At 69.3% G+C, this 21552-nt stretch carries 27 protein-coding genes; 4 read left to right on the top strand and 23 right to left on the bottom strand.

Going from position 1 to position 21552, the window contains the following annotated elements; translation table 11 throughout:
* Positions 1–290: 290 nt before the first annotated feature.
* Genes AC0VX2_RS07265 through cmtR form a run of 3 tightly spaced genes read right to left on the bottom strand, consistent with a single transcriptional unit; the run spans position 291 to position 1623 of the window.
* Entirely contained in the window at positions 291–599 is a 309-nt protein-coding gene (locus tag AC0VX2_RS07265; protein ID WP_020624338.1) for a hypothetical protein, read from the bottom strand.
* The gene (locus tag AC0VX2_RS07260; RefSeq protein WP_371204940.1) at positions 596–1267 is read right to left on the bottom strand and encodes a cation diffusion facilitator family transporter; all 672 of its coding nucleotides are present in this window, start codon (positions 1265–1267) and stop codon (positions 596–598) included. The genes AC0VX2_RS07265 and AC0VX2_RS07260 overlap by 4 nt, the downstream gene beginning before the upstream one ends.
* Positions 1264–1623: a Cd(II)/Pb(II)-sensing metalloregulatory transcriptional regulator CmtR gene (cmtR, locus tag AC0VX2_RS07255; RefSeq protein WP_043278786.1), complete on the bottom strand. Its 360-nt coding sequence runs from the start codon at positions 1621–1623 to the stop codon at positions 1264–1266. The genes AC0VX2_RS07260 and cmtR overlap by 4 nt, the downstream gene beginning before the upstream one ends.
* Positions 1624–1677: 54 nt before the next feature.
* Here cmtR and AC0VX2_RS07250 point away from each other — a divergent pair, with 54 nt between their 5' ends.
* Positions 1678–2673, top strand: a complete 996-nt coding sequence (locus AC0VX2_RS07250; RefSeq protein WP_101966154.1) for an arsenic resistance protein — start codon at positions 1678–1680, stop codon at positions 2671–2673.
* A gap of 54 nt (positions 2674–2727) precedes the next feature.
* Here the strand turns inward: AC0VX2_RS07250 and AC0VX2_RS07245 are convergent, their stop codons facing one another.
* From AC0VX2_RS07245 to AC0VX2_RS07170, 16 genes are all read right to left on the bottom strand, one after another.
* Complete coding sequence (locus AC0VX2_RS07245) at positions 2728–4221, bottom strand: ATP-binding protein (protein ID WP_070708981.1); 1494 nt, start codon at positions 4219–4221, stop codon at positions 2728–2730.
* Entirely contained in the window at positions 4218–5054 is an 837-nt protein-coding gene (locus AC0VX2_RS07240; protein ID WP_070708980.1) for a hypothetical protein, read from the bottom strand. The genes AC0VX2_RS07245 and AC0VX2_RS07240 overlap by 4 nt, the downstream gene beginning before the upstream one ends.
* 52 nt (positions 5055–5106) lie before the next feature.
* A complete protein-coding gene (locus tag AC0VX2_RS07235) occupies positions 5107–6567 on the bottom strand; it encodes an SCO6880 family protein (protein ID WP_020627606.1) in 1461 nt (486 codons plus the stop codon).
* Between the two features lie 3 nt (positions 6568–6570).
* Positions 6571–8064, bottom strand: coding sequence for a TrbL/VirB6 family protein (locus tag AC0VX2_RS07230; RefSeq protein ID WP_043281858.1), 1494 nt, complete (start codon positions 8062–8064; stop codon positions 6571–6573).
* 40 nt (positions 8065–8104) lie between these two features.
* The gene (locus tag AC0VX2_RS07225; RefSeq protein WP_020627604.1) at positions 8105–8374 is read right to left on the bottom strand and encodes a DUF6112 family protein; all 270 of its coding nucleotides are present in this window, start codon (positions 8372–8374) and stop codon (positions 8105–8107) included.
* A gap of 81 nt (positions 8375–8455) precedes the next feature.
* Positions 8456–8722, bottom strand: a complete 267-nt coding sequence (locus tag AC0VX2_RS07220) for a DUF6112 family protein (RefSeq protein ID WP_043281856.1) — start codon at positions 8720–8722, stop codon at positions 8456–8458.
* Positions 8722–9897, bottom strand: a complete 1176-nt coding sequence (locus tag AC0VX2_RS07215) for a M23 family metallopeptidase (protein WP_020627602.1) — start codon at positions 9895–9897, stop codon at positions 8722–8724. The genes AC0VX2_RS07220 and AC0VX2_RS07215 overlap by 1 nt, the downstream gene beginning before the upstream one ends.
* Positions 9898–9911: 14 nt before the next feature.
* On the bottom strand, positions 9912–10610 hold the full coding sequence (locus AC0VX2_RS07210; protein ID WP_020627601.1) for a hypothetical protein: 699 nt from the start codon (positions 10608–10610) through the stop codon (positions 9912–9914).
* A gap of 76 nt (positions 10611–10686) precedes the next feature.
* Positions 10687–11760, bottom strand: a complete 1074-nt coding sequence (locus tag AC0VX2_RS07205) for a ParB N-terminal domain-containing protein (protein WP_020627600.1) — start codon at positions 11758–11760, stop codon at positions 10687–10689.
* Positions 11757–12617, bottom strand: coding sequence for a serine/threonine-protein kinase (locus AC0VX2_RS07200; RefSeq protein ID WP_043281843.1), 861 nt, complete (start codon positions 12615–12617; stop codon positions 11757–11759). The genes AC0VX2_RS07205 and AC0VX2_RS07200 overlap by 4 nt, the downstream gene beginning before the upstream one ends.
* Positions 12618–12697: 80 nt before the next feature.
* Entirely contained in the window at positions 12698–13129 is a 432-nt protein-coding gene (locus AC0VX2_RS07195) for a hypothetical protein (RefSeq protein ID WP_475432467.1), read from the bottom strand.
* Positions 13126–13782: a DUF2637 domain-containing protein gene (locus AC0VX2_RS07190; RefSeq protein ID WP_020627597.1), complete on the bottom strand. Its 657-nt coding sequence runs from the start codon at positions 13780–13782 to the stop codon at positions 13126–13128. The genes AC0VX2_RS07195 and AC0VX2_RS07190 overlap by 4 nt, the downstream gene beginning before the upstream one ends.
* Positions 13779–14693 carry a bifunctional DNA primase/polymerase gene (locus AC0VX2_RS07185; RefSeq protein WP_020627596.1) on the bottom strand — a complete coding sequence of 305 codons (915 nt, stop codon included), beginning with the start codon at positions 14691–14693 and terminating at the stop codon, positions 13779–13781. The genes AC0VX2_RS07190 and AC0VX2_RS07185 overlap by 4 nt, the downstream gene beginning before the upstream one ends.
* Positions 14693–15781 (bottom strand): ImmA/IrrE family metallo-endopeptidase, encoded by a 1089-nt coding sequence (locus AC0VX2_RS07180; protein WP_070708795.1) that lies wholly within the window; start codon positions 15779–15781, stop codon positions 14693–14695. The genes AC0VX2_RS07185 and AC0VX2_RS07180 overlap by 1 nt, the downstream gene beginning before the upstream one ends.
* Positions 15782–16021: 240 nt before the next feature.
* Positions 16022–16795, bottom strand: coding sequence for an AraC family transcriptional regulator (locus AC0VX2_RS07175; protein WP_168167988.1), 774 nt, complete (start codon positions 16793–16795; stop codon positions 16022–16024).
* A gap of 255 nt (positions 16796–17050) precedes the next feature.
* Complete coding sequence (locus AC0VX2_RS07170) at positions 17051–17347, bottom strand: carboxymuconolactone decarboxylase family protein (protein WP_475432464.1); 297 nt, start codon at positions 17345–17347, stop codon at positions 17051–17053.
* 54 nt (positions 17348–17401) lie between these two features.
* Here AC0VX2_RS07170 and AC0VX2_RS07165 point away from each other — a divergent pair, with 54 nt between their 5' ends.
* On the top strand, positions 17402–18649 hold the full coding sequence (locus AC0VX2_RS07165) for an IS256 family transposase (RefSeq protein ID WP_216442065.1): 1248 nt from the start codon (positions 17402–17404) through the stop codon (positions 18647–18649).
* A gap of 32 nt (positions 18650–18681) precedes the next feature.
* Here AC0VX2_RS07165 and AC0VX2_RS07160 read toward each other — a convergent pair whose 3' ends face one another.
* From AC0VX2_RS07160 to msrA, 4 genes are read right to left on the bottom strand one after another with little or no spacing between them, the layout of a single operon-like run.
* Positions 18682–18975, bottom strand: a complete 294-nt coding sequence (locus AC0VX2_RS07160; RefSeq protein ID WP_475432462.1) for a carboxymuconolactone decarboxylase family protein — start codon at positions 18973–18975, stop codon at positions 18682–18684.
* The gene (gene trxA, locus AC0VX2_RS07155; protein WP_020627593.1) at positions 18975–19355 is read right to left on the bottom strand and encodes a thioredoxin; all 381 of its coding nucleotides are present in this window, start codon (positions 19353–19355) and stop codon (positions 18975–18977) included. The genes AC0VX2_RS07160 and trxA overlap by 1 nt, the downstream gene beginning before the upstream one ends.
* 28 nt (positions 19356–19383) lie before the next feature.
* The gene (locus AC0VX2_RS07150; RefSeq protein ID WP_083325287.1) at positions 19384–19779 is read right to left on the bottom strand and encodes a GNAT family N-acetyltransferase; all 396 of its coding nucleotides are present in this window, start codon (positions 19777–19779) and stop codon (positions 19384–19386) included.
* A 24-nt stretch (positions 19780–19803) separates the two neighbouring features.
* Positions 19804–20304, bottom strand: a complete 501-nt coding sequence (gene msrA, locus AC0VX2_RS07145) for a peptide-methionine (S)-S-oxide reductase MsrA (RefSeq protein ID WP_043281847.1) — start codon at positions 20302–20304, stop codon at positions 19804–19806.
* A gap of 253 nt (positions 20305–20557) precedes the next feature.
* Between msrA and AC0VX2_RS07140 the strand changes: the two genes are divergently transcribed.
* Together AC0VX2_RS07140 and AC0VX2_RS07135 are read left to right on the top strand one after the other, a co-directional pair.
* On the top strand, positions 20558–21094 hold the full coding sequence (locus tag AC0VX2_RS07140) for a carboxymuconolactone decarboxylase family protein (RefSeq protein WP_020627590.1): 537 nt from the start codon (positions 20558–20560) through the stop codon (positions 21092–21094).
* Positions 21091–21549 carry a DUF5709 domain-containing protein gene (locus AC0VX2_RS07135; protein WP_020627589.1) on the top strand — a complete coding sequence of 153 codons (459 nt, stop codon included), beginning with the start codon at positions 21091–21093 and terminating at the stop codon, positions 21547–21549. The genes AC0VX2_RS07140 and AC0VX2_RS07135 overlap by 4 nt, the downstream gene beginning before the upstream one ends.
* Positions 21550–21552: the final 3 nt, after the last annotated feature.

Here is a 21552-nt window from a genome sequence, read left to right as displayed (position 1 = left end):
CTTCGGGATGCGGGTTCGCCCCAGGATCGCTTGTAGCGGGGCCGGAGCATCAGGAATCCTGCCGATCGTTCGGGATTCCTGAAGGCACGTCGAGATTCCCGAACTCGTGCGCATCTGTCCCAACCGCCGTGAGTTCGTTCGCGGTGTAAGTCGGTCGCAGTCTCATATCCATCAGGTACGCGGGCGAGTACGGCCAGTGCTCCGCGGCTGACGAACGTTCAGGATTAGTGCGAGGAGTTCACGATTCGTGAAGGAATCGCAGGAATGGTGAACGCTCGGCTCGGGCTGGACTATCCGACGTTGAGGGCGGCGAGTTGCTGCGGGGAGCCGGTCACCACGAGCCGCAGGTCCGAGTGCTGCTCCTCGATGCGCCAGTCGACGAAGGAGCAGCAGGAGCTTTCGGCCTCGACCAGCCCGCGAAGGCGGGCGATGGAGTCCTCGACCTTGGCGTAGTGGATGGTCAGCCGCGTGTCGGTGCGTTCCGTTTCGAGTGCGTAGTCCTCGTCGAATGCTCGCCACTTCTCGATCTGCGCCTTGCCGGCGGTGGGGGTCAGCGTGCAGGCGATGGGCAGGCCGTTGAGCGGGCCGATGTGGGTCACGGGGTGACCTCCTCGTGGTCGTCGTGGTCGAGGTCTTCGAGCACCTCGAAGGGGGATTCGATGTCGCCGCGCCAAGCCTCGATACCCTCACGGATCGCCAGGCCCGCCACCACGAGCGCGGCGATGGAGTCGGCCCACGCCCACCCGAACAGGCCGTTGAGGACGAGCCCGATGAGGACGGTGCCGGAGAGGTAGATGCACAGCAGAAGCTGCTTCGCATCGGCCTGCACGCTCTTGGAGCGCAGCTCCCGGCCGGTGCGAAACTCGAACCAGGCCAGGACGGGCATCACGATCAGGCTGGCGATCGCGATCCCGATACCGACCGGACTGTGATCCGGGTCGCGGACGCCGGTGAGGGCGAGGATCGCATCGACGGCGACGTACACGGCCAGGGCGAAGAACGCGCCCCCGATCACCCGGACGGTGGCCTTCTCCCACCGTTCGGGGTCTCTGCGAGTGAACTGCCAGGCGATCGCGGCGGCAGAGGCGACCTCGATCACCGAGTCCAGACCGAACCCGATCAGCGCCGCAGACGACGCAACCGCGCCGGCCGAGAGCGCAATGACAGCCTCGATGACGTTCCAGGTGATCGTGAAGAAGACGATGAACCGCACCCGCCGGTGCAGCTGGGCGCGGCGCTCGTCGGTCAGGGCCGGCGCGCTCATCATGCGGTGGCCTCGGTGTCGCAGCAGCCGGGCACGCTGCAGGCCGGGTCCAGGCACGGCGCGCTCTCGTCGACGGCGAGCGTCACATCCACCAGCGCGACGAGCGCCGCCGTCAGGTGTGGGTCGGCGATCTCGTACCGAGTCTGCCGACCCTCGGGCTCGGCAACCACGATCCCGCAACCACGCAGACACGACAGGTGGTTCGACACGTTTGTACGGGTCAGGTCCAGGTCGCGGGCGAGCTTCGCCGGATACCCCGGCTGCTCCAGCAGCGACAGCAGGATGCGCGAGCGGGTCGGGTCGGCCATCGCCCGGCCGAGCCGGTTCATCACGTCCACCCGAGAAGCAAGAGTCAGCACACACTGGCTATACAGCGATCAGTGACCTATTGGAAGGCTGGAAGGATAAGACTCATGCGGACGGCGGTCGAGTGGATGGAGCGGTGGCAGGTGCCCCTCTACCTCGCCGCGTTCGTCCTCGGCGCGGGCATCGGGCTGCTGATCCCGGCGATTGCGCACCCGGCGGAGTTGGCGATCAACCCCGTGCTCGGGCTGTTGCTCTACGCGACCTTCCTCGGGGTGCCGTTCGCGAAGATCGGGCAGGCGTTCCGCGACTGGCGCTTCCTCGTCACCGTCTTGACGGTGAACTTCGTCGCCGTCCCGATCGTCGTCTACGTCCTTTCGCGGATCGTCGCCCACGATCAGGTGCTCCTGATCGGCGTGTTGTTCGTCCTCCTCACGCCATGCGTGGACTACGTCATCGTGTTCACCGGCATCGCCGGTGGAGCCAAGGATCGGCTGCTCGCGGCCGCACCACTGCTGATGCTCGCGCAGATGCTCCTGCTGCCGCTCTACCTCTGGCTGTTCGTCGGAGCCGAGTTCGTCGCCACGGTCGACTTCGCCCCGTTCATCGAGGCGTTCCTGCTGCTTATCGCGCTGCCTCTCGTTGCCGCGGGGTTCACCCAGCTTGCCGCCGCCGGCACCCGCTGGGGCGTAGCGATCCAGGGCACCGTGCTGGGGGCGATGGTGCCGCTCATGATGCTCAGCCTCGCTGTCGTGGTGGCCTCCCAGATCGCCGGCGTCGGACGACAGCTCGGCGCGCTCCTGCTCGCCATCCCCGTCTACATCCTGTTCGCCGCGGTCATGGTCCCGATCGGTGCCGCCGCCGGGAAGGTTGCCCGGATCGACGTCCCCGGTCGCCGCGCGATCGTGTTCAGCGGCGCGACCCGCAACTCCCTCGTCGTCCTCCCGCTCGTCCTCGCCCTACCCGCCGCGTTCGACCTTGCTCCGCTCGTCGTTGTCACACAGACCCTCGTCGAGCTCATCGTCATGGTCGTGTTCGTGCGGCTCATCCCGCGACTGCTCCCCGACGACATCGACACCGCGAACTCACGACCTCAGATACTCTGAAATGGCCCCTCGGCCCGTGGGTTCCCGCCTCAACTGCCTTCAGGATTCGTGATCTTACGTGGGTTCGCTGGTCATGCGGCCGGTGGTGTCGAACGCGGCGAGCTCGGCGGGATGGAGCTGATGCTGCACGACGAAGGAGCGGTCCTTGATCCGCCAGAGCCCCTGACCGGTCCCCAGGCCGGGGAGCAGCTTCTGCTCGGTGCCGGTGAGCCCGAGCGCGAGGGCGGTGGAGCCGAGCTGGTCCGGCTCCTGCCGGTACACGATCCGGGTCTCCGCATTCGCCAGCAGCGACGAGGCGAGGGCGCGCATCGCGGTCCCGGCATCGCCGACGTTGTCGAGGTCGGAGAGCTTGTGGAAGATGAGCATGTTCGCGATTCCGAAGTGCCGCGCCAGCCTCCACTGGGCGTCCATGCGGCGAAGCAGCGCCGGGTACTGCATGAGCCGCCACGCCTCGTCGTAGACCACCCATCGCTGCCCGCCCGCCGGGTCGGACAGAGCGGACTCCATCCATGCGGACGAGCAGGTCATCAGCACCGAGATCAGCGTGCTGTTCTCCGCGACCCGCGATAGGTCGAGCGACACCATCGGCAGCGACGGGTCGAACCTGACCGTGGAGGGGCCGTCGAACAGGCCTTGGAGGTCTCCGGCGACAAGCCGACGGAGCGCGTGGCCGACGAGACGACCGTCTTCCGCGAGCCGACCGTCCTCATCGTCCCCCGTGTTGGGGGTGAGGATGCGGTCGACGACCATCGGCAGGATCGGCACCTCGGCGCTGCGGACGGCGTCTCGGAGGGCGAGGTCGATGGCGGTGTGCTCCAACGGCGACAGCGCCCGGTCCAGCACGGTCTCTGCGAGGGCGCCGATGAGGTCGCGGCGGCGGGAGGCGACCTGCATCGCCCACTCCGTATCCGACACGGCAGATGGCCGGTGGCCCTCATCGAGCGGGTTCAGACGATTGCGAAGGCCGTGGCCGAGGATGATCGCCCGTCCGCCGACCGCCTCCGCGACAGCCGTGTGTTCGCCCTTAGGGTCGCCGGGGACGTAGACCCTGCGTCCGAACGGCAGGCTGCGCGTGTACAGCGACTTCGCCAGGGAAGACTTGCCGGAGCCGACGATCCCGGCGAGCACGACGTTCGGCGCCGTGATGAGGCCGCGCTGATAGAGCACCCAGGGGTCGTAGACGAACGATCCGCCGCTGTAGAGGTCCTGGCCGACGAAGACGCCCTGGCTGCCGAGGCCGGCCTCGGCCAGGAAGGGGTACTGGCCGGCGAGCGTCGCGGAGGTGTCTTGGTGCTTGGGGAGCCGGAACCGGCCCGGCGTCCGCAACGCCGCGGGCCCCGCCTCGCCGGAGGCGGGCAGGTAGCTCGTGTTGCGGCGTTCAGCCTGCTCCGCCTCCCACTTCGCCCGAGCTTGTGCCTTGCGATGCTGGCGGGCATCGGTCTCGACCTTCGCCGCCGCCTGCCGGCGGGCCTTGCGTGCCCGGCGCCGCTCGCCTTCGGGACCGACGAGCACGGCGGTGTGCAGGCGGCTGTCGTCCTGCCCGGTCACAGCGCCAGCCCCCGTCCGTGTGCGGAGGCGGCGCCGGGGCGGCGGGTGAACCAGTCGGCCCCGTCTCGCCCCCGGCTGACCGCGGGGCCGACTGCACGCGTGGACTTGTGCGCGGCGCGTTCCGCTTCCCGCCTCGACTCCGATGCGGGTGCGGAGGCCGGGGTGTCGATGCCGAGGAGCGCCGGGTCGGGCACGGTGTCGTGCTTGCGCAGCAGCGAGACGTGCCCGAGGAAGGGGTTGTAGGTGAGCGTGTAGACGTCGTGGGTGGCCACCTTGTCGAGCACACCTGCCGGGGGCTCGTCGTAGACGTATCCGTTCTCGAGCGCGGCCTGGGTGGTCTCCGCTCCGTAGTCGTGCCCGGCCAGGTGCTCGATCGCTGCATCCGTCCCGTCGCGGTCGATCAGCTCCAGCACCTCATCGGCCTCGGCGCCTTCCAGGAACACGACGCTGACCCACCGCCTCGCCGGGCCGTCCTCGACGGCAGGTGCGGGGTGCCAGGCGATGCGACCGGAGTGCTGGGAGGCGGCGTCCAGCCGCCACTCCACGGTGTCCAGCAGGGTGCCGGCCTGGTGCAGCTCATCGGCAGCTGCGAGGGCCGAGGTTGCGCCGGCGGCCTGGTTCCCGGCGTCGTCGTGCGCCCTGGCGCGGGCGCTGATGTGGGCGGCTGCGAGCTGGTCGAGCACTTGCCGCAGCGACCTGACGCCGGCGAGCAGATCTCCGATCACCGGGTGGGTGTCGGCGGGGCTCTCGAACGTGCGGGTCGCGTGGGCCAGGCCCCGCAGCGCGGCGGACGCCTCAGCGGCGTCCGCGAGCGGGTCATCGAAGGTCGGCATGATCGGGGCTCCTCACAGGAAGGCGTGACGGTTGGTGAGCAGGTGCGCCGGGTCAGACCGGCCGGCACAACGGCAGCGCGGCAGCGGTGAATGCCTGCGCCTGCTGACCGACGAGCCGCCTGGTCTCGCAGGACGCTTGGATCGCCGCCTGCTCGACCGCGGCCACCGCCGCGTCGAGCTCGTCCACGGTCGGCGCAGAGACGGAGACGAGGCCGGAGACGCGCAGGACGCCGTGCCCGGCAGTCAGGTCCGCCTCCTGCTGGAGCACGTCGTCCAGCTCGGCGCTGCTGGCCGCGTCGTCGATCTGCCCGATCTTGCGCCGCTGGGCGGCATCGGAGATGAGCTCGGTCTTCTTCTTCCGCAGGTCCCGCGCGGCCTGGTCGGCGCGCACCGGGGTGTAGTGCAGGGCGAGGGTGCGCAGGATGCCGTTGGACAGCACGAGCGGCGCGAGGAAGCCGGGATACACCTGCGAGCGAGGCCACTCGGTGATCCACAGCACCGCATGGTGCGCGGAGTCCGACCGCAGCCGGTCCCAGGTCTCGGTAACCGCGACCGGACCTGCGGTCGCCAGGTCACGGCCCAGGTCCCCGTGGCGCTCCAGCGCCGGGGCGGCGGCGGGGTCGTAAGCCGAGCGCAGGACGACGGCGACCTCGCCCGGCGTCAGCCACCCGGTGCTACTGAGCTCCGCGGCGCGCAACGCCGTCGTCAGCGTGCTCATCTCCTGCCGCAGCACCGCAGCCGCGCCGCGTATCCCGCCACCGCTCGTTCTGATCTGCCGGGCGGCGGCCTTCATGTCGAGCGCGAGCGAGATGGTCGTCGCGTGGCGCTCTCCGGCGGGGCCGGCACGCTCGATGAGCTCGGCGTACGTGGTCGCGGCCCAGGAGCCGTCGTCGGTGCCGTGCGTGCGCCACCACTCCGCCAGCCCCGTCCCGGAATCCGGCAGAGTGCGCTCGGACACCTGGATGCGGGCGATCCGCCCGGACCTGCAGGCGGCGGCCAGTACGCGGCCCCAGCCGGAGACGCGACGCTGCTGCTCACCCGGATCAAGGAGCACGAACGCGGGGTGGGAGACGCCGAGGATCGCGGTGAGGGTCTGCGCGTGCGGGTCGTGGACCATCGCCGCGCCGGTCTCGGGGTCTTCCCACTCCCGCAGCGGTGCCGCATCCCCGGGCAGGGCGAGGGTCCCGGCGGGGCGGGGCTTGATGACGCGGCGCCGGTAGATGAGCTGCCCGAGATAGGTCCGGGCGGCCCAGCGGGCGAGGATCGGCACCCACTCGATCACCTTCCGGCCCCCGGCAGGGATCACCGCGAGCAGGGCGCAGGTCCCCCAGACGGGTGCGGTCCAGGCCAAGCCCATCCCGTCGGCGGTGTAGAGGGAGAAGACGACCGTGAGCACCGCGATACCGAGGACGATGAGCTGCGGCAGGGACAGACCGAGCATGATGCCGCGCCTGGCGAGCCGCGAGAACTGCACCGGCGCCAGCGGGTAGTCGCTAGGCGAGTTCGTGACCATCGGTTACTCCTTCCCGGCCGGTGCGGACGACGGCGGAGGCGGCGGGTCCTGCCGGCGCTGGCGCGCGGGCGAAGACTCTCCAGGCCCGGGAGAGGGCGGCGTGGCCGGAGGCGGTGTCGACGGTGCGGGACGCGGCGGGGCGCCCTGCGACGGCGGCGGGGATGCCTGCTCGGCCGCCGCGCCGGCCTGACTGTCCGCCGCGCCGCCCGCCGCTCTGCCTGCCTTCGGACCGGCGGTCGCTGCGGCCTTGACCACGGCGGCTCCGACGACCACCGCGGCACCGACCGGCCCCGCGGCCGCACCGGCACCAGCCGCGCCAGCGCCGGCAGCTCCGGCGCCCGCTCCAGCTCCAGCTCCAGCTCCAGCCCCTGCTCCTGCTCCGGCTGATGCGGCGGCGCCGGTGCCCGCCGTGCCGGCTCCCGCGCTGGCCGGGGCCGCAGCCGACGCACCGGGAGGAGGTGGGGGCGGTGTCGAGCCTCCGCCCGCGCCGCCTCCACCACTCGGCGGCTTGCTGCCCGGGTCGGTGCCGCCGTCGAGGACCTTCTTGGCCGTGTCGGCCTGCGGGGCGGACGGCACCGGCACGGGCCGGTTCAGCGCGGACTTCGCCTCCTGCTCGGACGACATCGCGTGGTACATGTCGAAGCCCACGAACGACAGGAACTTGTAGGTGATGTACGGGGCGAACGCGGCGATGAACATCAGCACGACGCCCGCGATCGGGTCGGAGATGGAGGCCAGGTCGGCCTCGATCGGGGCCGAGACCTGCCCGATCGCGACGAGGAAGATCACGACGAGGACGAGCTTGGAGAAGATCAGGGCGATCACGAACGCCGCCCACTTGGCGAACCAGCCCTTCGTCGCATCCCACGTCGCCCCGGCCAGGGCGACCGGGCCGAACACGACCGCCACCAGCAGCAGCGCCTTGCGGATCAGCAGGGAGAACCACACAATCGCCGCCGCCGATATGGCTAGGCCGGCGAAGAAGATCGTGAGGATCGCCCCGACGCCAGGGCCGCCGATGTTGATGGCGCCGAGGGCGACGGCGAGGAGCCCGATCTGGGTCCCCATCCCTTCCATCGTGTTCCCGGTGGCCTGCACGATCCCGACCGCGAGCTGATCGGTCACCTCCAACAGCAGCGCCGTCAGCGTGATGACGAGAAACGAGCCGAGGACGGACTTGGCGAGGCCGAGCGCGGCACGGGACAAGGCGGTCGGGTCGCGGTGGACCAGGCCGGTGATGAGCTGGAGGCAGAAGAAGATCAGCATCACGAACACGGCGACGCCGAAGAGGACGTTGTAGACGCCGACGTACTCGGCGCTCGTGACGTCGACGAGGGTCGTGGTGTCGAACACCCACCACACGGCCTCGAACAGCCACGCCGCCGCCCCCGCCATCGCCTGAGCCAGCCAGTCGAACGGGGCCGCGATCAGGGAGGCGGTGCCCTCGCCCACGGCGTCACAGACGGAGGAGATGACCGGGACGTCGCAGACGCTCACCGCGCCCACCCCCGCCGTCGGAAGTCATGTCGGGTCGTCATTAGACGGCCTGCCCGACGCCCCAGAAGAAGTTCACCAGCGTCACCGCCGCGCCGCAGATGATCGCCGCCCCGCAGCTCACGAGGACGCCGACCTTGCCGCGGCTGGCGAGGTGGGGGTTGCTGCTGTTCGATCCGAGACCCCAGACGATCGCGGAGACGATCAGGGCGAGGACGGAGAGGATCAGGCCCACCGTCATGACGGCGCCGACGATGATGCGCAGCTGCTCGATGCCCGGAAGGCCCGAGCTGTTGGGGTCGATGTCGATCACGGTTGTGCTCCCTTGACTGGTCGAGACGGGGTTCTCGACGGTCAGGTGCGCACTCGCTCCCAGCCGCACAGGCAAGGACGGTCAGAGCCGGGTGCCGACGTCCAGCAGGAAGTTGAGCCAGGCAACGCCGGCACCGGATAGCGCGGCGGCGCCGACCGCGACAAGCAGGCCGGTGCGGGCCTTGGTCGCTGCCTGGTAGTTGCCGGAGGCTCCGCTGATCGCCCAGATGATGGCGCAGACGATGAGCATGAGCACCGCGGTGACGAGCACGAACATCAGCAGCGCGCCGACGATGGAGCGCAGGTCTGCGGCGCCGCCCACGCCGCCGAAGTCGGGGAACACGTCCATCACGCGCCCCCGGCAGTGCACAGGGCGGGGGCGGCATCGCCGCCCGCAATCCCTCCGGCACCGTGTTCGGTGAGCCAGGCGTCGGAGTCCACCGGGTCCGCTCCGGCGCCGCCGGGGTGGATCTGCAGGTGGAGGTGCGGGCCGGTCGAGTGGCCGGAGGAGCCGACGTCTCCGATGTGCTGGCCCGCGGTCACGGTGTCGCCGTCGGCGACGTGGATGCCGTGCTGCCACATGTGCACATACATCGACGCGACCCGCTGCCCGCCGACGGTGTGCTCGATGACGATGATCCCGCCGCCTGCGTCGGTGTAGTTCGCGCGCACCACGACGCCATCGGCGACGGCGTAGATCGGGGTGCCGTCGGGGGCGGCGAAGTCCGAGCCTGCGTGGAAGCGTCGTTCCCCGGTGATCGGGTCGTTGCGCCACCCGAACGGGCTCGTCCGCACCCAGGTTCCCTCGGGAAGCGGGAACACGATCCTGGTCGTCTCGGGCACGACCGGTGTCTCATCCCCGCCGCCGTTGCCGGAGGGCGCGGGGCGGGTGAGGGCGTCGAGGATCGCCTGCGCGACTGGCTGGTAGTTCTGATACCTGTCCGGGTAGGCGCTGACCTCGACGGCCTGGGCGGCCTCGCCGGGGTCGAGCTGCTGCCAGCCGGGGATGTCGAGCAGCCCCCGCGGGGACGGGTAGTTCGGGCCGGACTCGCCGCCGTAGAACGCCCTGGCCTGGTAAGCCGAGTCCATGAGCTCGGCGACCGTGCCCCAGCCGCTGGCGGGGCGCATCTGGAACAGGCCGAGCGAGTCATGATCAGAACCGTTGCCGTCGTTCGGATAGTTCGCCGACTCGGGGTAGGCGCTGGTGTTGGCGAGCATCCGCAGGGTGGATTCGGTGAGGGCGGCCATGAGCGCGATGAGCACACCGTCGCGGCCGACGCCGGCGGTCTGCCCGCCGACCGTGATGATCGTCGCCGCGTGCGTGAGCTGTTGCCGGTTCAGCGTGACCGTCTCCCCGTTTCGGGTCGTCGTGGTCAGCGAGTCCGGGATCGGGCCGACCGCGAGTGAGCCGGGCGTGCAGACGGCGGCGGTCGCGGAGGTGCCGCCGAGCGCGGCGACGCCCAGCAGGGCCGTGGAGGGCCCGATGAGCAGCAGGGTGAGGGCGAGGACGGCGAGCTTCTTCATCACGACGCTCCCGGCTAGTGCAGCGGGTTGTCGAGCTCGGACAGCCGCAGCACCTCGCACGAACCTGATGCCGCGCCGTGGCCGGGCGTGGGCGGGTTGCAGACGAGGAACACGGTGAACGCGACCGGGCGGGACGCCTCCACCGGCGTCGTGCCCCAGGTGCCGTCGCGGTGCCTCGTGCCCTCGAAGGTGTAGGCGATCGCCCCGGCCGGGATCTGGCCGGGCGCGGCCTGGTCGACGGCGGTCTCCCACGCCTCCGGGATGAACACCTCGTCGATGGTGAGCCACTGGCGCGTCGCATACTGTCGCAGCTGCGCCCACGCCTCCACAGAAGGCAGGTAGGCGCGCACGTCGCCCACGAACGCATCCGCCTCGGAACCGTGGGCGGCATCCGCGAGCACCTGCGCATAGTCCGAGGGCGTGTGCCCGGTCGTGGTGTCCCAGGTGAACAGGGCGGTCGCGACCGCGCGGGCGAACGCTTCCGGGCCGAGGTTCTGCCGGAGCGACTCCAGCTCACCGCCCGGCATCGGGCCGGGCGTCACAGGCGCAGCCGTGGTAGACGGGCGTTCGCTCGACGCCGGGTCGGCCGCGGCGGGGCCGTGGACGAGTCCGTAGATGCCGACGCCGACGAGGATCAGCAGGGCGAGGCCTGCGGCGGTGGCGGCGATCAGCAGGCGACGACGGCGACGGTCATCGGGGGCGGCGGGGTCCATGAACAGGGGTCCTTCCCGGACGGCAACAGGGATGCGTGGTTGCCAGGAAGGTGCGCACCACCGCCCCCCGCCCTGTTCAGGCGGTCTGCTCGGCCCGGTCCTCCCGGGCGGCACGGGCGGCATCGGCGAACGTGACGGTGCCGGCGATCGTCTCCTCGAACCGGGCCCATTGCTCGGTGGTGAGTGCCGGGCCGACATCGGCGGGGTCGTAGTGCTCCCACCACGAGGCCATGTCGTCCCACGTCGCGGTGAACACGCTCAGCGGGAACGGCACCGGGACACCCGGCTCCACCGCCGTCAGCGCGGGCCGCTTCGCCTTCCTGCCGGTCTTGGCGGCCTTGACGCGGGCGAGCGCGGCCTGCGCCAACTGCTCCAGCTCCGCAGCCTTCGCCTCCCGCTCCGCCGCCCGCACCGCATCCGCTTCGGTGCGGGCCTGCTCGCGCAGCTCGGCGGGCTGGGCAGGGTCGGCGGCGAGCTGGTCGAGCTCCGCCAGCGACAGCTCCGCGTTCACGCGCAGATGCGAGGGATAGACGCTGCCGCCGGTCTTGATCTGCTCGACCTCCTGCGCGGCGCGCGCCCGCACCGCCTCGGGCTGGGACTCGTCCGCGGCGAGGTCTTCCAGCCGGCCGATGCGCTCCAACGTCGTGTAGGAGGCGCGGCCAGTGACCATCCGAGCAGCCTGCGCACGGGTCTTGCCCTGCTCGATCTGCGGTGGTGCCAAATTGGCACCACCGTCTTCTGCGTCGTCGGCGGACGCCTGGAACCGGGTGGCCTCCTGTCGGCGCGCGGCGTCCTCGGCCAGCAGGGCCTTCAGCTCGCGGTAGAGGGCGGCGGCTTCGAGCTGGGTGAGGGGCTTGTGGAGCTGGTTGTCGTCCTGCTCCGCGAGGAGCTGTCCGAGCCGGTCGGAGACGCCGGAGCGTACCCACACGTTGACGGTTTTGATGCCGAGCAGCTTGATCGCCGCGAGCCGTCGGGCTCCGCAGATCAGGTGCCCGTCGAGGGTGACCGTGATCGGCTGCAGCAGCCCGTGGCGGCGTATCGACTCGACCAGCGGGATCAGGTCGCCGTGGTCGTGCCTGTGCCGCGCGCCGACGACGATCGAATCGACGGCGCGCTCCAGCTCGATTCGGCCTTCCAGCGGCGTGCTCATCGCCCGCCGCTCCCGGCATCGAATCTGGGTGCGGCGAGCCCGGCGGTGATCACGAGATCGTCGTCTGTGAGGAGTGCGCGCAGCGGCTGGCCGATCAGCAGGCGGCGGAGCATTCCGCGGCCGGCGTTCGTGTGCGCGAGTGCCGGGTCGGGAACGCCGAGCACGGCCCGCAGCAGCGCCGTCCAGGATGCGCCGGGGAGGTCGAGGAGGGCGCGGGCTTGCCGGTCTCGGCGCAGCACCTCGAACGCCGACGCCCGCGAGGACGCCTCCGTGAGCCGGGCAGTGACGTACTCGACCGCGGCCCGCGCGGTCTCTGGCTCCCACCCGACCCGGGTGAGGAACGCGATGGTGTCCTCGATGGCGGCGGTCACGTTCACCGCTCGCTCGGGCGCCGGGTCCTCGTCGTCGGGCTCGTCGTCGGTGAATGGGTCGAACCGGAACGCGGGGTGGTAGTCGGGCAGCGGGTTCTCCCGATCGCTGAACCGCTCCGCATCGTGGAACACCGAGTAGCGGGGACGGCGGGCCTGGTGAACGGAGCACAGCAGCCCGTTGCCGCGCTCCTCCGCGGTGCACGTCACCTGCACCGCCCGCGTGATCACCGCCCACGGGTCCTCCGCCCGGCGGGTCGCGGCACCGCGCATCGCCTCGAATGCCGCGGACGCCGCCTCCCACGGGTCCAGTCCGTGTTTGCGGGCCAGCGCCGCGTACTTGCTCGCCGCGTGCTCCATGAGCGCAGCGGCCTCGGGGTCATGGCGCCACGCTCCGCGCCCCGCCTCGTGGAGGCGGGTGAGCAGGGCGCGCAGCGCTTCCGAATCGTCGAATCGTTCCCGCCGTTTGCGGGCCGTGGCAGTCTCCATGACGGCACCTCCTGACAGGCAGGTGCGCACACGGCCCACAGCGGCTTGGTTTCGCGCCGTCGCGCCGGGGGCGAACATGGTTACCCGAGCCCGATCCCGGAGCGAGACACCCAGGAGTAGTGCTCCCCGGACCCGCGGCCGAACGCCGTCACGGGCGGCAGCTTCCGGGCACGCTCGCTCACGAACCGGACACCAGTGCGCGCCCCGGTGCGCGCTGCCCGGTACGCCTGGCCGGGAACCCGGCGGGAGCGGCGGGCGAGCTCAGCCTGGAAGTCGATACCCCGTCCCGCAACCCTGGCCGAGCGGGAGACCATCAGGTTGGTCGGGCGCACCCACTCCACGCCCGGCCGTTGCTTCTTCGCCGCCTCCGTGGTGTCTTTGGTCAGCGACGGGTCGCGGTGCCGGGCGAGCGCCGAGGTCTCGCCCTCCCGCGGCGTCTCGTCGCGCTCCGGCCAGTCCGGGGCGCGTTCGACGCGCTCGTGCAGGGCGGTCGTGTGCTGGTCGTCGTTCATGGCGTCTCCTTCTCCTCAGGCCTCGTCAGTGCGGGCGGGGCCGTGAACCAGCGACCCACGGTGGAGGGGTGCACGCCCAGGCGCCGGGCGATGGCCTTGTTCGACCAGCCCTCCTCCTCGCGCAGGCGCGCTGCGAGCTCCCGGCTCGCCTGGCGCACCGGTCCGACCGCCAGCGGCGCTGGCGCAGCATCAGGCACGCGCTCATCAGGCGCAGGCTCCTCGGCGGGCTCGATGCTCGCGGGAAGGGGGCGGGTGAGGATCACGGTGAGGTGCGTGATCGCCAGCAGCACCATCGGCGGTACCGCCGCCACACACGCGGCGAGCACGCTGGGCACGTCGGCGTCGGCCGCGACGACGGCGTGGATCGCGTTCGCCGTCACCGACACCAGCGCACCGGCCGCGAGCAGCAGCCACGGGTACCAAGCCGACCGCTGGCTCGCGAGGGCGACGACAGCGACCGTCGCGACGACGATGATCCCGTCGACGATGAGCGGCCACGCCCAGGCCTGCCCGGCATCCACGCCCGAGCGGCGAGCGAGGTCCGCGAGGGCGGTGAACGAGAGCCAGAACGCGCCGGCCGCGATGAACACCGTCCCGGCCAAGGCCGTCACGACCGCGACCCCGCCGCCCCGCGTCCGTACCGCGGTACTCATAAGAGCACCTGCCCCGTGAGCCGCACCGGCCGTTGCGGCGCATCGCCCTGCCCGACGACGGATGCGGGCCGGGCGTGCGCGACGCGGTACGCAGAACGGATCGTGGTCTCGACCTCTCGCGGCGCAAGGCCGACTCGTTCGCCGGCCGGGGCAAGCGCGTCGACCATCTCCGGCAGCGACATGCCTGCCTCCGCGAGACGGCACGATGCCCAGAACAGGCCGCGGTTGCGCTCGCCCTCGGCGCGCATCCCGACCCACGCGGCCAGCCGTGTGGCATCTTCCGACCGGATCGGGCCGCGTACCTGGTGCGGGGCAGGCTCCGGGCGCGGGTCGAGGAAGTCCCGCAGCCGAGCCGCATCGACCGGTGCGGGCGCACGGTCGGCACCGGCGACGAACTCGTAGGAGCCGGCGCCTGTCACGGCCGAGGGCGGGACGATGATGTAGCCGCCGTCGCCGCGGAAGTCCACATGCGCCTTCGCCGCCTGCCACGACCGCTGCGGCCGGTCCGGGTCGGATGGGAAGTAGAAGTGCGCCCCGCCCGACGCCGACCTGACCGCGGCCAGCCATCCCGGCACCAGGCCGGCACGGCGGGAGCGCTCGAACGCCGCGAACCCGTCACCGCCGGGCTTGCGATCCACATCGACGACCACGACCCCGGAGACAGCGCCGGTCGGGATGCCAATGTTCGCGGACGGCCACCGCCGCCACCACGCCGCCACCTGACGGGCATCGATGGTTGCCGCGTGGAACCCGCCGGGCTGCGCTTCCGGGTTCTCCTCATCGGGCTTCAACAGCGGGTTCTTCGCGCCCGGCACGCACGGCAACACAGGCACCCCAGCAGCCGCGAGCAGCGCGGCGGCCTGTGGCAATGGAAGGGTCGACACCGAGGAGAGGACGCTGGCGACGCTCATCACAGGCTCCTCACCGCGACGTCCGCAGGACGCGACGAACGCGCCGACTCGCCCGGCACCGACTGGGGTGCGATCCGCTTAGAGCCAGCCACACGCGAAGTCCCAGTCGACTCACGGGACAGGCCGGGCGGGTCGCCCGTGCCGACCTGAACGGTGGGTAGCGCGTCGAGAATCGTCACGGCGACCTTGCGGACACGCTCGCCGGTGGCCTGCACAACCTCGGCCGGGTCCTTGTCCTTGACCGTGCCCGCCCAGCCCGAAACATACGGGATCGTGTAGGCGGTGGTGTCCATGCCATGCGCGGCGCCGATCATCAGCGCCACGGACTCGGCCTCGACCTCGCCGACGCCTCGATGCCCGGTCGCATCCGGGCTGTCGGGGCCGTGCAGCATCACATGCGCGAGCTCGTGCGCGAGGGTCTTCACCTGCGCGGCGTCGTCCATGTTCGTCCGCACCGCGACCGTGCGCGCCTGGAAGTCGGTCAGGCCGTTCGCGCCGTGGATCATCCCCTCGTGCTCGACCCGCAGCACCGCGAAGCCCTCGGCCGCCACCAGTGCCGATAGCCCTTCCCATAAGCCGTCCGGTGCCTGGCCTTCCATCAGCGTCGGCGCCGGGCGTTCAGGGATCGGCGGGCCGTCGGTCATCGAGACGTCCCAGACACGCACCGGAATCGCGCGGACCATCTTCGACCGGACCGTTTCTCCGGGCTTCGGCTTCTCGTACCTGTCCAGGCGGCGCCATGATCCGGGGTTCTGCGGTGTCGAGGACGCGAACCGCGCCATCAGCGGGGCGAAGATCTGCATCGACCCGCCTGCCAGCGGAGAGCGACCCAGCGCCTTCCATTGCTTGTAACCGGCCACGAAGGTCGGCTCTGGCGCGCTTGTGCGACCTGCCTCGTAGAGATCGAGATGTTGAGCCCAGATCAGCAGCGTGTTGTTGAACGACTTCGCCCGGAACCGGGCCGCGAACTCCAGCGCACGCTTCCAGTCCTCACCCGAGACGAGCTGATCGACTGCAGCCGTTAGCCGCTCATGGAGCTGTTGGAGCCGCGCATCCCGCGCTGCTCGCGCCTCCTCGTCCGTCGCCATCAATGACCTCCTCCCGGCGAGGCCAACGGCACAAGCCGTTGACCCTTGCGACCATGAGGTGCGCCGGGCGGATCAGGAAGAAGAGAGACGGACAACGGACTGGGCCTGTGGCCGTCAGGCTCCGCGATGAACCCGACGTATTTGACGTGTTCTACACGGCAGTCCAAGACCTGTCGACGTCGCCGGCGAAACGTGGGACACGCGTCGAGTGGAGCGGTTCATACGACGAGTCCGCAGAGGTTACCGGCTGGTGTCGTTGACAGCGATAGCGTGGCTTTGTCGATCCTCAGGAACCGTATGTGGTGTGCGCCGGTACTGTGTCGGCGTGATGCCGTAGCGACGGAGAAACCAGTGGGATGCTACGCGCGGATCGCTCCACCCGACTTCGCTTGCGGCACGCATTACGGAAATGTCGGTTTCTTCGATGAGCCGCGCGAATTCGGTGAGCCGGAGTTCAGTGAGTAGACGCATTGGTGCGGCGCCGGCGTACTGTACGAACATGCGGGTGAGGTGGGTCCGTGAGAGGGAGAGTTCGCGTGAGAGCGCTCCAACGGTCCACGGCTCTGCGATGCGCCCGCGAAGCAACCGGATTGCCTGACCGACGTAGCCAATAGATCCGGTGTCGGTCAGTCGTCCATTGATGGGTGTCCACGGTGTCGTGAGGGTGTCCGGCGCTTCGTCCAGAAAAGTCGGCAGTATCAGCCTCATCCATCGTGCGAGAAGCTCGAGAGTGTGAGTCGCGACGACTTCGGGCGAGTGGGTCCCGCTGCGCAGTACGCTCATCTGTCGCCATATCGGCTCGACATGCCGCAGCACAGCGATACCTGGCGCAAGGACGATTGCGCGGCCGTCCCACTCGAGGGGGTGTACTCCTGCGATCACTCGTTCTGCGTCAGGGAGGAACCATGCCATCTGGGTGCGCCAGAACTGCTCGTCGGCGTAGATGGCCCAGATGCGTACGGACGGGGATGGGCGCACGCGGCACCATTTGCCGGTGCCGAGGGCAAGAGACATGCCAGGACGCAGGACGTGCATGCTCTCAGCAGTCTCTAGGGCGCAGGAGCCCTCAACGACGTTGAGTATCTTCGCGTGCCGGAACACGGTACGGCTTGACGGGACCGTACGCACCATCTCTATGGCCGCGATATCTCCTGGTGCCCGAACCGCTGCGTAGGGGCGCGTGAACCTGAGGGGCGCAGCGGGTGGCAAGTCATGTGCGGCCTCGAACGCGTCCTCTGGCGTAGCGGCCACGCTGCGCACGGCACACCGTCAGCTCAGCTTGCCTTCCGAGTCGCGTGGTCGCACGCGATGTTCGCTGAGGATCGAGATCCGATTGAACATGTTGATGGCCGCGGCGACCCACTCCGCGGCCGCGAACTCCGCCTCGGAGAGGGTGCTTCGGGCCTGCGCGAGCTCGACATTCACGGCGGCGTCGAGGGGGAGCCGGGTGGCTGCTTCAGCGATCGCGAGCAAGGCGCGCTCTCGATCGCTGAACAGAGTTGAGTCCCGGATAGTGGTGTAACCCTCCCCGGTGGCCACGACCATCTTCGAGACGGACGCGGTCACCGTGGGAGCCTTCGAGCGAACCTTCCACAGCACTCTCGAAAGGACATCACCACGATGACCGCTCCACACATTGTCGACCCTGAACGCCTGCTGCGCGAAGCTCTCGGGGAGGCCTCCCCAGACCTGCTGCGCCACCTGCTGCAGACCGTGATCAACGCACTGCTCTCCGCCGACGCTGACGCGGTCTGCGGCGCCGAGTACGGCCAGGCCTCCCAGAGCCGTACCGCACAGCGCAACGGCTACCGGCACCGACCCCTGGACACCCGCGCCGGCACGATCGATGTGGCCATCCCCAAACTCCGGGCCGGCACGTACTTCCCCGAATGGCTGCTCGAGCGCCGCAAACGGGCCGAGTCCGCACTGATCACCGTGGTCGCGGACTGCTACCTGGCCGGGGTCTCGACCCGGCGCATGGACAAGCTCGTACGGCAGCTGGGCATCGACTCGCTCTCGAAGTCCCAGGTCAGCCGGATGGCACAGGAGTTGGACGAGCACATCGAGGCTTTCCGCCACCGGCCGCTGGGCGAGGCCGGCCCGTTCGTGTTCCTCGCCGCCGACGCCCTGACCATGAAGGTGCGTGAGGGCGGGCGTGTGGTCAACGCGGTGGCCATGGTCGCCACCGGGGTCAACGCGGACGGGCGCCGCGAGGTCCTCGGGCTGAGGGTGGCCACCACGGAGTCCGGGGCGGGGTGGAACGAGTTCTTCGCGGACCTGGTGGCCCGGGGGCTGGCCGGGGTGGCACTGGTGACCTCGGACTCCCATCGCGGCCTCGTGGAAGCAGTGGCGGCGAACCTGCCCGGGGCCGTGTGGCAACGCTGCCGCACCCATTACGCGGCGAATCTGATGGCCGTGACCCCGAAGAGCATGTGGCCGGCGGTGAAGGCCATGCTGCACAGCGTGTATGACCAGCCCGACGGGCCGGCCGTGCACGCCCAGTTCGAGCGCCTGTTGGACTACGTGCAGGACAGGTTGCCCGCGGTGGCCGCCCACTTAGACGCCGCTCGACAGGACATCCTCGCGTTCACCTCGTTCCCGAGGGACGTGTGGTGCCAGATCTGGTCGAACAACCCCGCCGAGCGGCTGAACCGGGAGATCCGGCGCCGCACGGACTCGGTAGGGATCTTCCCGAACCGGGATGCCGTGGTGCGCCTGGTCGGGGCCGTGCTGGCCGAGCAGACAGATGAATGGGCCGAAGGCCGCCGGTATCTCGGCCTGGAACTGCTCGCCCGGTGCCGTGAGCCCCTGACCACGGAGCAAGAGACCGTGATGAGCACGGAGGTGATGCCGACCCTGCAGACCTGACAGGTACAAGCCCCCTACAACCTCGAAGACGGTTACACCACTTCCAGGGACTTGACCCTGAACAGTGGCGACTCGCGCCAGGCGGCCAAGATGTCGAGTAGTTGCTGATTGACGCCTGCGCGCCTTGCCTGCCGCGAATGCAGATCGAGGCAGAAGACGCATCCGTTCAACTGCGACGCCCGAACCTTGATCAACTCGCTCTCGGCGGGAGTGAGTCCGCGTTGCGATGCGGCTTCAGACACAGCGGTCGCGAACGCAGACGCGGCTTCCCATGCTTCTGGGACGGCCTTGTCCATGTAGGGGCGTGCTCCATGCAAGGTGGACATCAGCGATCATCCTTGGCCGAGCCGCCATCGGAGTCGAGGTCCTTCCTGACCTCGTCCATGTCGAGTCCTCTGACGTTCTCTACCACTTCGGCTAGGGCAGTGGGCGGTAGGGCGCCGGCCTGGCTGAAGACGAGCAACCCCTGGCGGAAGGCGAGCAGAGTGGGAATCGCGGTGATTTGGGCCGCCGCAGTGATGCGCTGCTCCGACTCCGTGTCGAGCTTCGCGTGGACGATGTCGGGATTGTCTTGCGACGACTTCTCGAAGACCGGCGCAAACTGATGGCATGGTGCGCACCAGTCCGCCCAGAAGTCGACGAGAACGATGTCGTTCTGATTGATCGTGACCTCGAAGTTGTCCTCGGTCAGTTCGACGGTTGCCATGTGGGTTCTCCTCTTGTGCGTATGACGATCAGTGGTGGTGTCCGTGGGGGTTGCCAGGGAACCGCGTGTCGACGACATCCGCATACTCCGGATGAGCGCGGATGTACGCGGCGGCGAAGGGGCACGAGACCGTCGCGGTCTTCTTGTCCTCGCGGAGACTGTTGAGGACGCCTCCAAGGAGTCGCGCCGCGACTCCCTTTCCGCGGAACTCGGGGAACACGGACGTCGCGAGCAGAAGCACCCGGTCGCCGGTTCTGCTGTAGAGCAGGCCGGCGGCGAGCTTGCCGTTCACGGTCGCTTCGTACAGCTCTGACTCGACGTTCTCAGTGATGACGAAGTCTTCGACTGCGTCCGAGGATGCAGCCGGGAGGTCAGTGTCGGCGTCGGTCGCGGTCAAGCCGATCATTCCGTCGGGATGTTTCATGTGTCTCCTATCGCGAGATCTCGGTCAGCGGCCCGGTAGTACCCAGTCGGGTCGGATGAAATGGCACGAGTATCCATTGGGGTGCTTCTGCAGGTAGTCCTGGTGTTCGGGTTCGGCCTCCCAGAACGGGCCGGCTTCGCCCACCTCTGTCACGACTTTTCCTGGCCAGCGGCCGGAAGCGTTGATCGCTTCGATCACGTGGAAGGCGACCTTCCTCTGTCCCTCGGTCGTCGTGAAGATCGCTGATCGGTAACTGCGCCCGATGTCGTTTCCCTGACGGTTCCGAGTGGTGGGATCGTGAATCTGAAAGAAGAACTCCAGCAGTATCTGGAATCGGATGATCGAGGGGTCATAGATCACTTCGAGGGCTTCTGCGTGATCCCCGTGATCCCGGTAGGTTGCGTTGGGGGTGTCGTCGTCGCCGGAGTATCCGACGCGGGTGCTCACGACGCCCGGGAGTGAGCGGAAGAGCTCCTGGGCTCCCCAGAAGCAGCCGCTGGCGAGGATCACTCTCGAGGTCGGCATCGTCTTCTCTCTCTTCACGGCGGGCAGCACGCCCCTTCGGGTCACGATACGGAGCCGGGTGCTGTCCAGGTGGCCTGGCTGTGCAGCGTAATGTCTGCGACCTGCGGCGTTCGGAAGCGGAGCGGGCGGTTGCAGGGAGAAGACAGCTCTCTGCAGGGGCAGGCCACACAGGGCAGAGAAGCGGATCTACCGTCGGAGGAGGCGTCGGAACTCCGGCAAGCCAGCGAACCGTGCCCTACGGTGAGGAGAGATCGTGATATCAGAGCAGATCGATTTCGAGAATGTGCGCTTTGACCCGGATCTCTCTGACTTCCACGAACTTGCGAAGCAGATGGCTGCGGGGTTCGGGTACACGGCGAAGTTGTCGATCGGTGATCGCCTCGCTGCCCTTCTCCGATTGCGGGTTGCTCAGATCAATCCGTGCTCGTACTGCCTGATCCTGCACACGCGTATCGCCGTGGAAGTAGGAATCGGCGCGGCGATGGTGGCGCACCTGGCGAGTTGGCGGCAGAGCACGATGTTCTCCGGTTCCGAAGCACTCGCACTGGCGTACTGCGAAGCGCTGACACGTTACGAGCACGAGCACTTCGATGAGATGCATCAAGGGCTGACGGTGTTCTTCGATGAGCGTGAGATCGCGGAGATCGCAGCCGTCGTCATCAACATGAACGTGTGGACGAGGCTGAAGCTCGCACAAGGCTCCGTGCCGGTGGTATCGCCCGGTGGTGAAGAGTCTGCTCGCGACGCCGAGAGACCAGGCGTCAGGGGAAAGAAAGGGAACCCATCATGACTGACGGATCGTTCAGTGGGCAGGACATCGAGTTCGATCTGCTTCCGCCGGATGAGAGCCTGGACTCGGATCTTCTCGGCGAAGACTCCGATGACGACGGCCCGGGATACTCTCCACCGGAGCGGCGGTCATCCGAACTGTCGTGGGGATTCACTGCACGCGAAGCACGTGCCCGGGAGCCGCTGGCGGCTCGCTTGGCGCGTGAGGTGCCGGAGTACGAACCCGAAGAGCCGATGGGCGACGGGATCGGCGACATCATCGGCACGGACGGCGAGATCCTTGACGACCAGGTCGGATCGGTACGCGCTGGACGGCTGATCTGGACCGAACCCGGCAACCCAGACCCATCCTCCGACTTCTGGGCCTCCGACATCGGCATCGACAACGGTGCCGCCTCCGCCGAAGAAGCGGCTATCCATGTCGTCATCGACGAGGGCGACTATGACCGGCAATAGTCT

Source organism: Micrococcus sp. iso_239 (genome assembly GCF_056173395.1).
This window is presented reverse-complemented; position numbering and strand designations above follow the sequence as displayed.

What these genes read in the sequence shown, in the direction of transcription:
- AC0VX2_RS07180 (WP_070708795.1), bottom strand. Translation starts at nt 15,781, where the DNA reads ATGGCGACGGACGAGGAGGCGCGAGCAGCGCGGGATGCGCGGCTCCAA.
- AC0VX2_RS07240 (WP_070708980.1), bottom strand. Translation starts at nt 5,054, where the DNA reads ATGCCGACCTTCGATGACCCGCTCGCGGACGCCGCTGAGGCGTCCGCC.
- msrA (WP_043281847.1), bottom strand. Translation starts at nt 20,304, where the DNA reads ATGCCGACCTCGAGAGTGATCCTCGCCAGCGGCTGCTTCTGGGGAGCC.
- AC0VX2_RS07205 (WP_020627600.1), bottom strand. Translation starts at nt 11,760, where the DNA reads ATGAGCACGCCGCTGGAAGGCCGAATCGAGCTGGAGCGCGCCGTCGAT.
- AC0VX2_RS07235 (WP_020627606.1), bottom strand. Translation starts at nt 6,567, where the DNA reads ATGGTCACGAACTCGCCTAGCGACTACCCGCTGGCGCCGGTGCAGTTC.
- AC0VX2_RS07190 (WP_020627597.1), bottom strand. Translation starts at nt 13,782, where the DNA reads ATGAGTACCGCGGTACGGACGCGGGGCGGCGGGGTCGCGGTCGTGACG.
- AC0VX2_RS07210 (WP_020627601.1), bottom strand. Translation starts at nt 10,610, where the DNA reads ATGGACCCCGCCGCCCCCGATGACCGTCGCCGTCGTCGCCTGCTGATC.
- AC0VX2_RS07220 (WP_043281856.1), bottom strand. Translation starts at nt 8,722, where the DNA reads ATGGACGTGTTCCCCGACTTCGGCGGCGTGGGCGGCGCCGCAGACCTG.
- AC0VX2_RS07135 (WP_020627589.1), top strand. Translation starts at nt 21,091, where the DNA reads ATGACTGACGGATCGTTCAGTGGGCAGGACATCGAGTTCGATCTGCTT.
- AC0VX2_RS07175 (WP_168167988.1), bottom strand. Translation starts at nt 16,795, where the DNA reads ATGTCTCTTGCCCTCGGCACCGGCAAATGGTGCCGCGTGCGCCCATCC.
- AC0VX2_RS07215 (WP_020627602.1), bottom strand. Translation starts at nt 9,897, where the DNA reads ATGAAGAAGCTCGCCGTCCTCGCCCTCACCCTGCTGCTCATCGGGCCC.
- AC0VX2_RS07250 (WP_101966154.1), top strand. Translation starts at nt 1,678, where the DNA reads ATGCGGACGGCGGTCGAGTGGATGGAGCGGTGGCAGGTGCCCCTCTAC.
- AC0VX2_RS07260 (WP_371204940.1), bottom strand. Translation starts at nt 1,267, where the DNA reads ATGATGAGCGCGCCGGCCCTGACCGACGAGCGCCGCGCCCAGCTGCAC.
- AC0VX2_RS07160 (WP_475432462.1), bottom strand. Translation starts at nt 18,975, where the DNA reads ATGTCCACCTTGCATGGAGCACGCCCCTACATGGACAAGGCCGTCCCA.
- AC0VX2_RS07185 (WP_020627596.1), bottom strand. Translation starts at nt 14,693, where the DNA reads ATGAGCGTCGCCAGCGTCCTCTCCTCGGTGTCGACCCTTCCATTGCCA.
- AC0VX2_RS07165 (WP_216442065.1), top strand. Translation starts at nt 17,402, where the DNA reads ATGACCGCTCCACACATTGTCGACCCTGAACGCCTGCTGCGCGAAGCT.
- trxA (WP_020627593.1), bottom strand. Translation starts at nt 19,355, where the DNA reads ATGGCAACCGTCGAACTGACCGAGGACAACTTCGAGGTCACGATCAAT.
- AC0VX2_RS07200 (WP_043281843.1), bottom strand. Translation starts at nt 12,617, where the DNA reads ATGGAGACTGCCACGGCCCGCAAACGGCGGGAACGATTCGACGATTCG.
- AC0VX2_RS07150 (WP_083325287.1), bottom strand. Translation starts at nt 19,779, where the DNA reads ATGAAACATCCCGACGGAATGATCGGCTTGACCGCGACCGACGCCGAC.
- AC0VX2_RS07195 (WP_475432467.1), bottom strand. Translation starts at nt 13,129, where the DNA reads ATGAACGACGACCAGCACACGACCGCCCTGCACGAGCGCGTCGAACGC.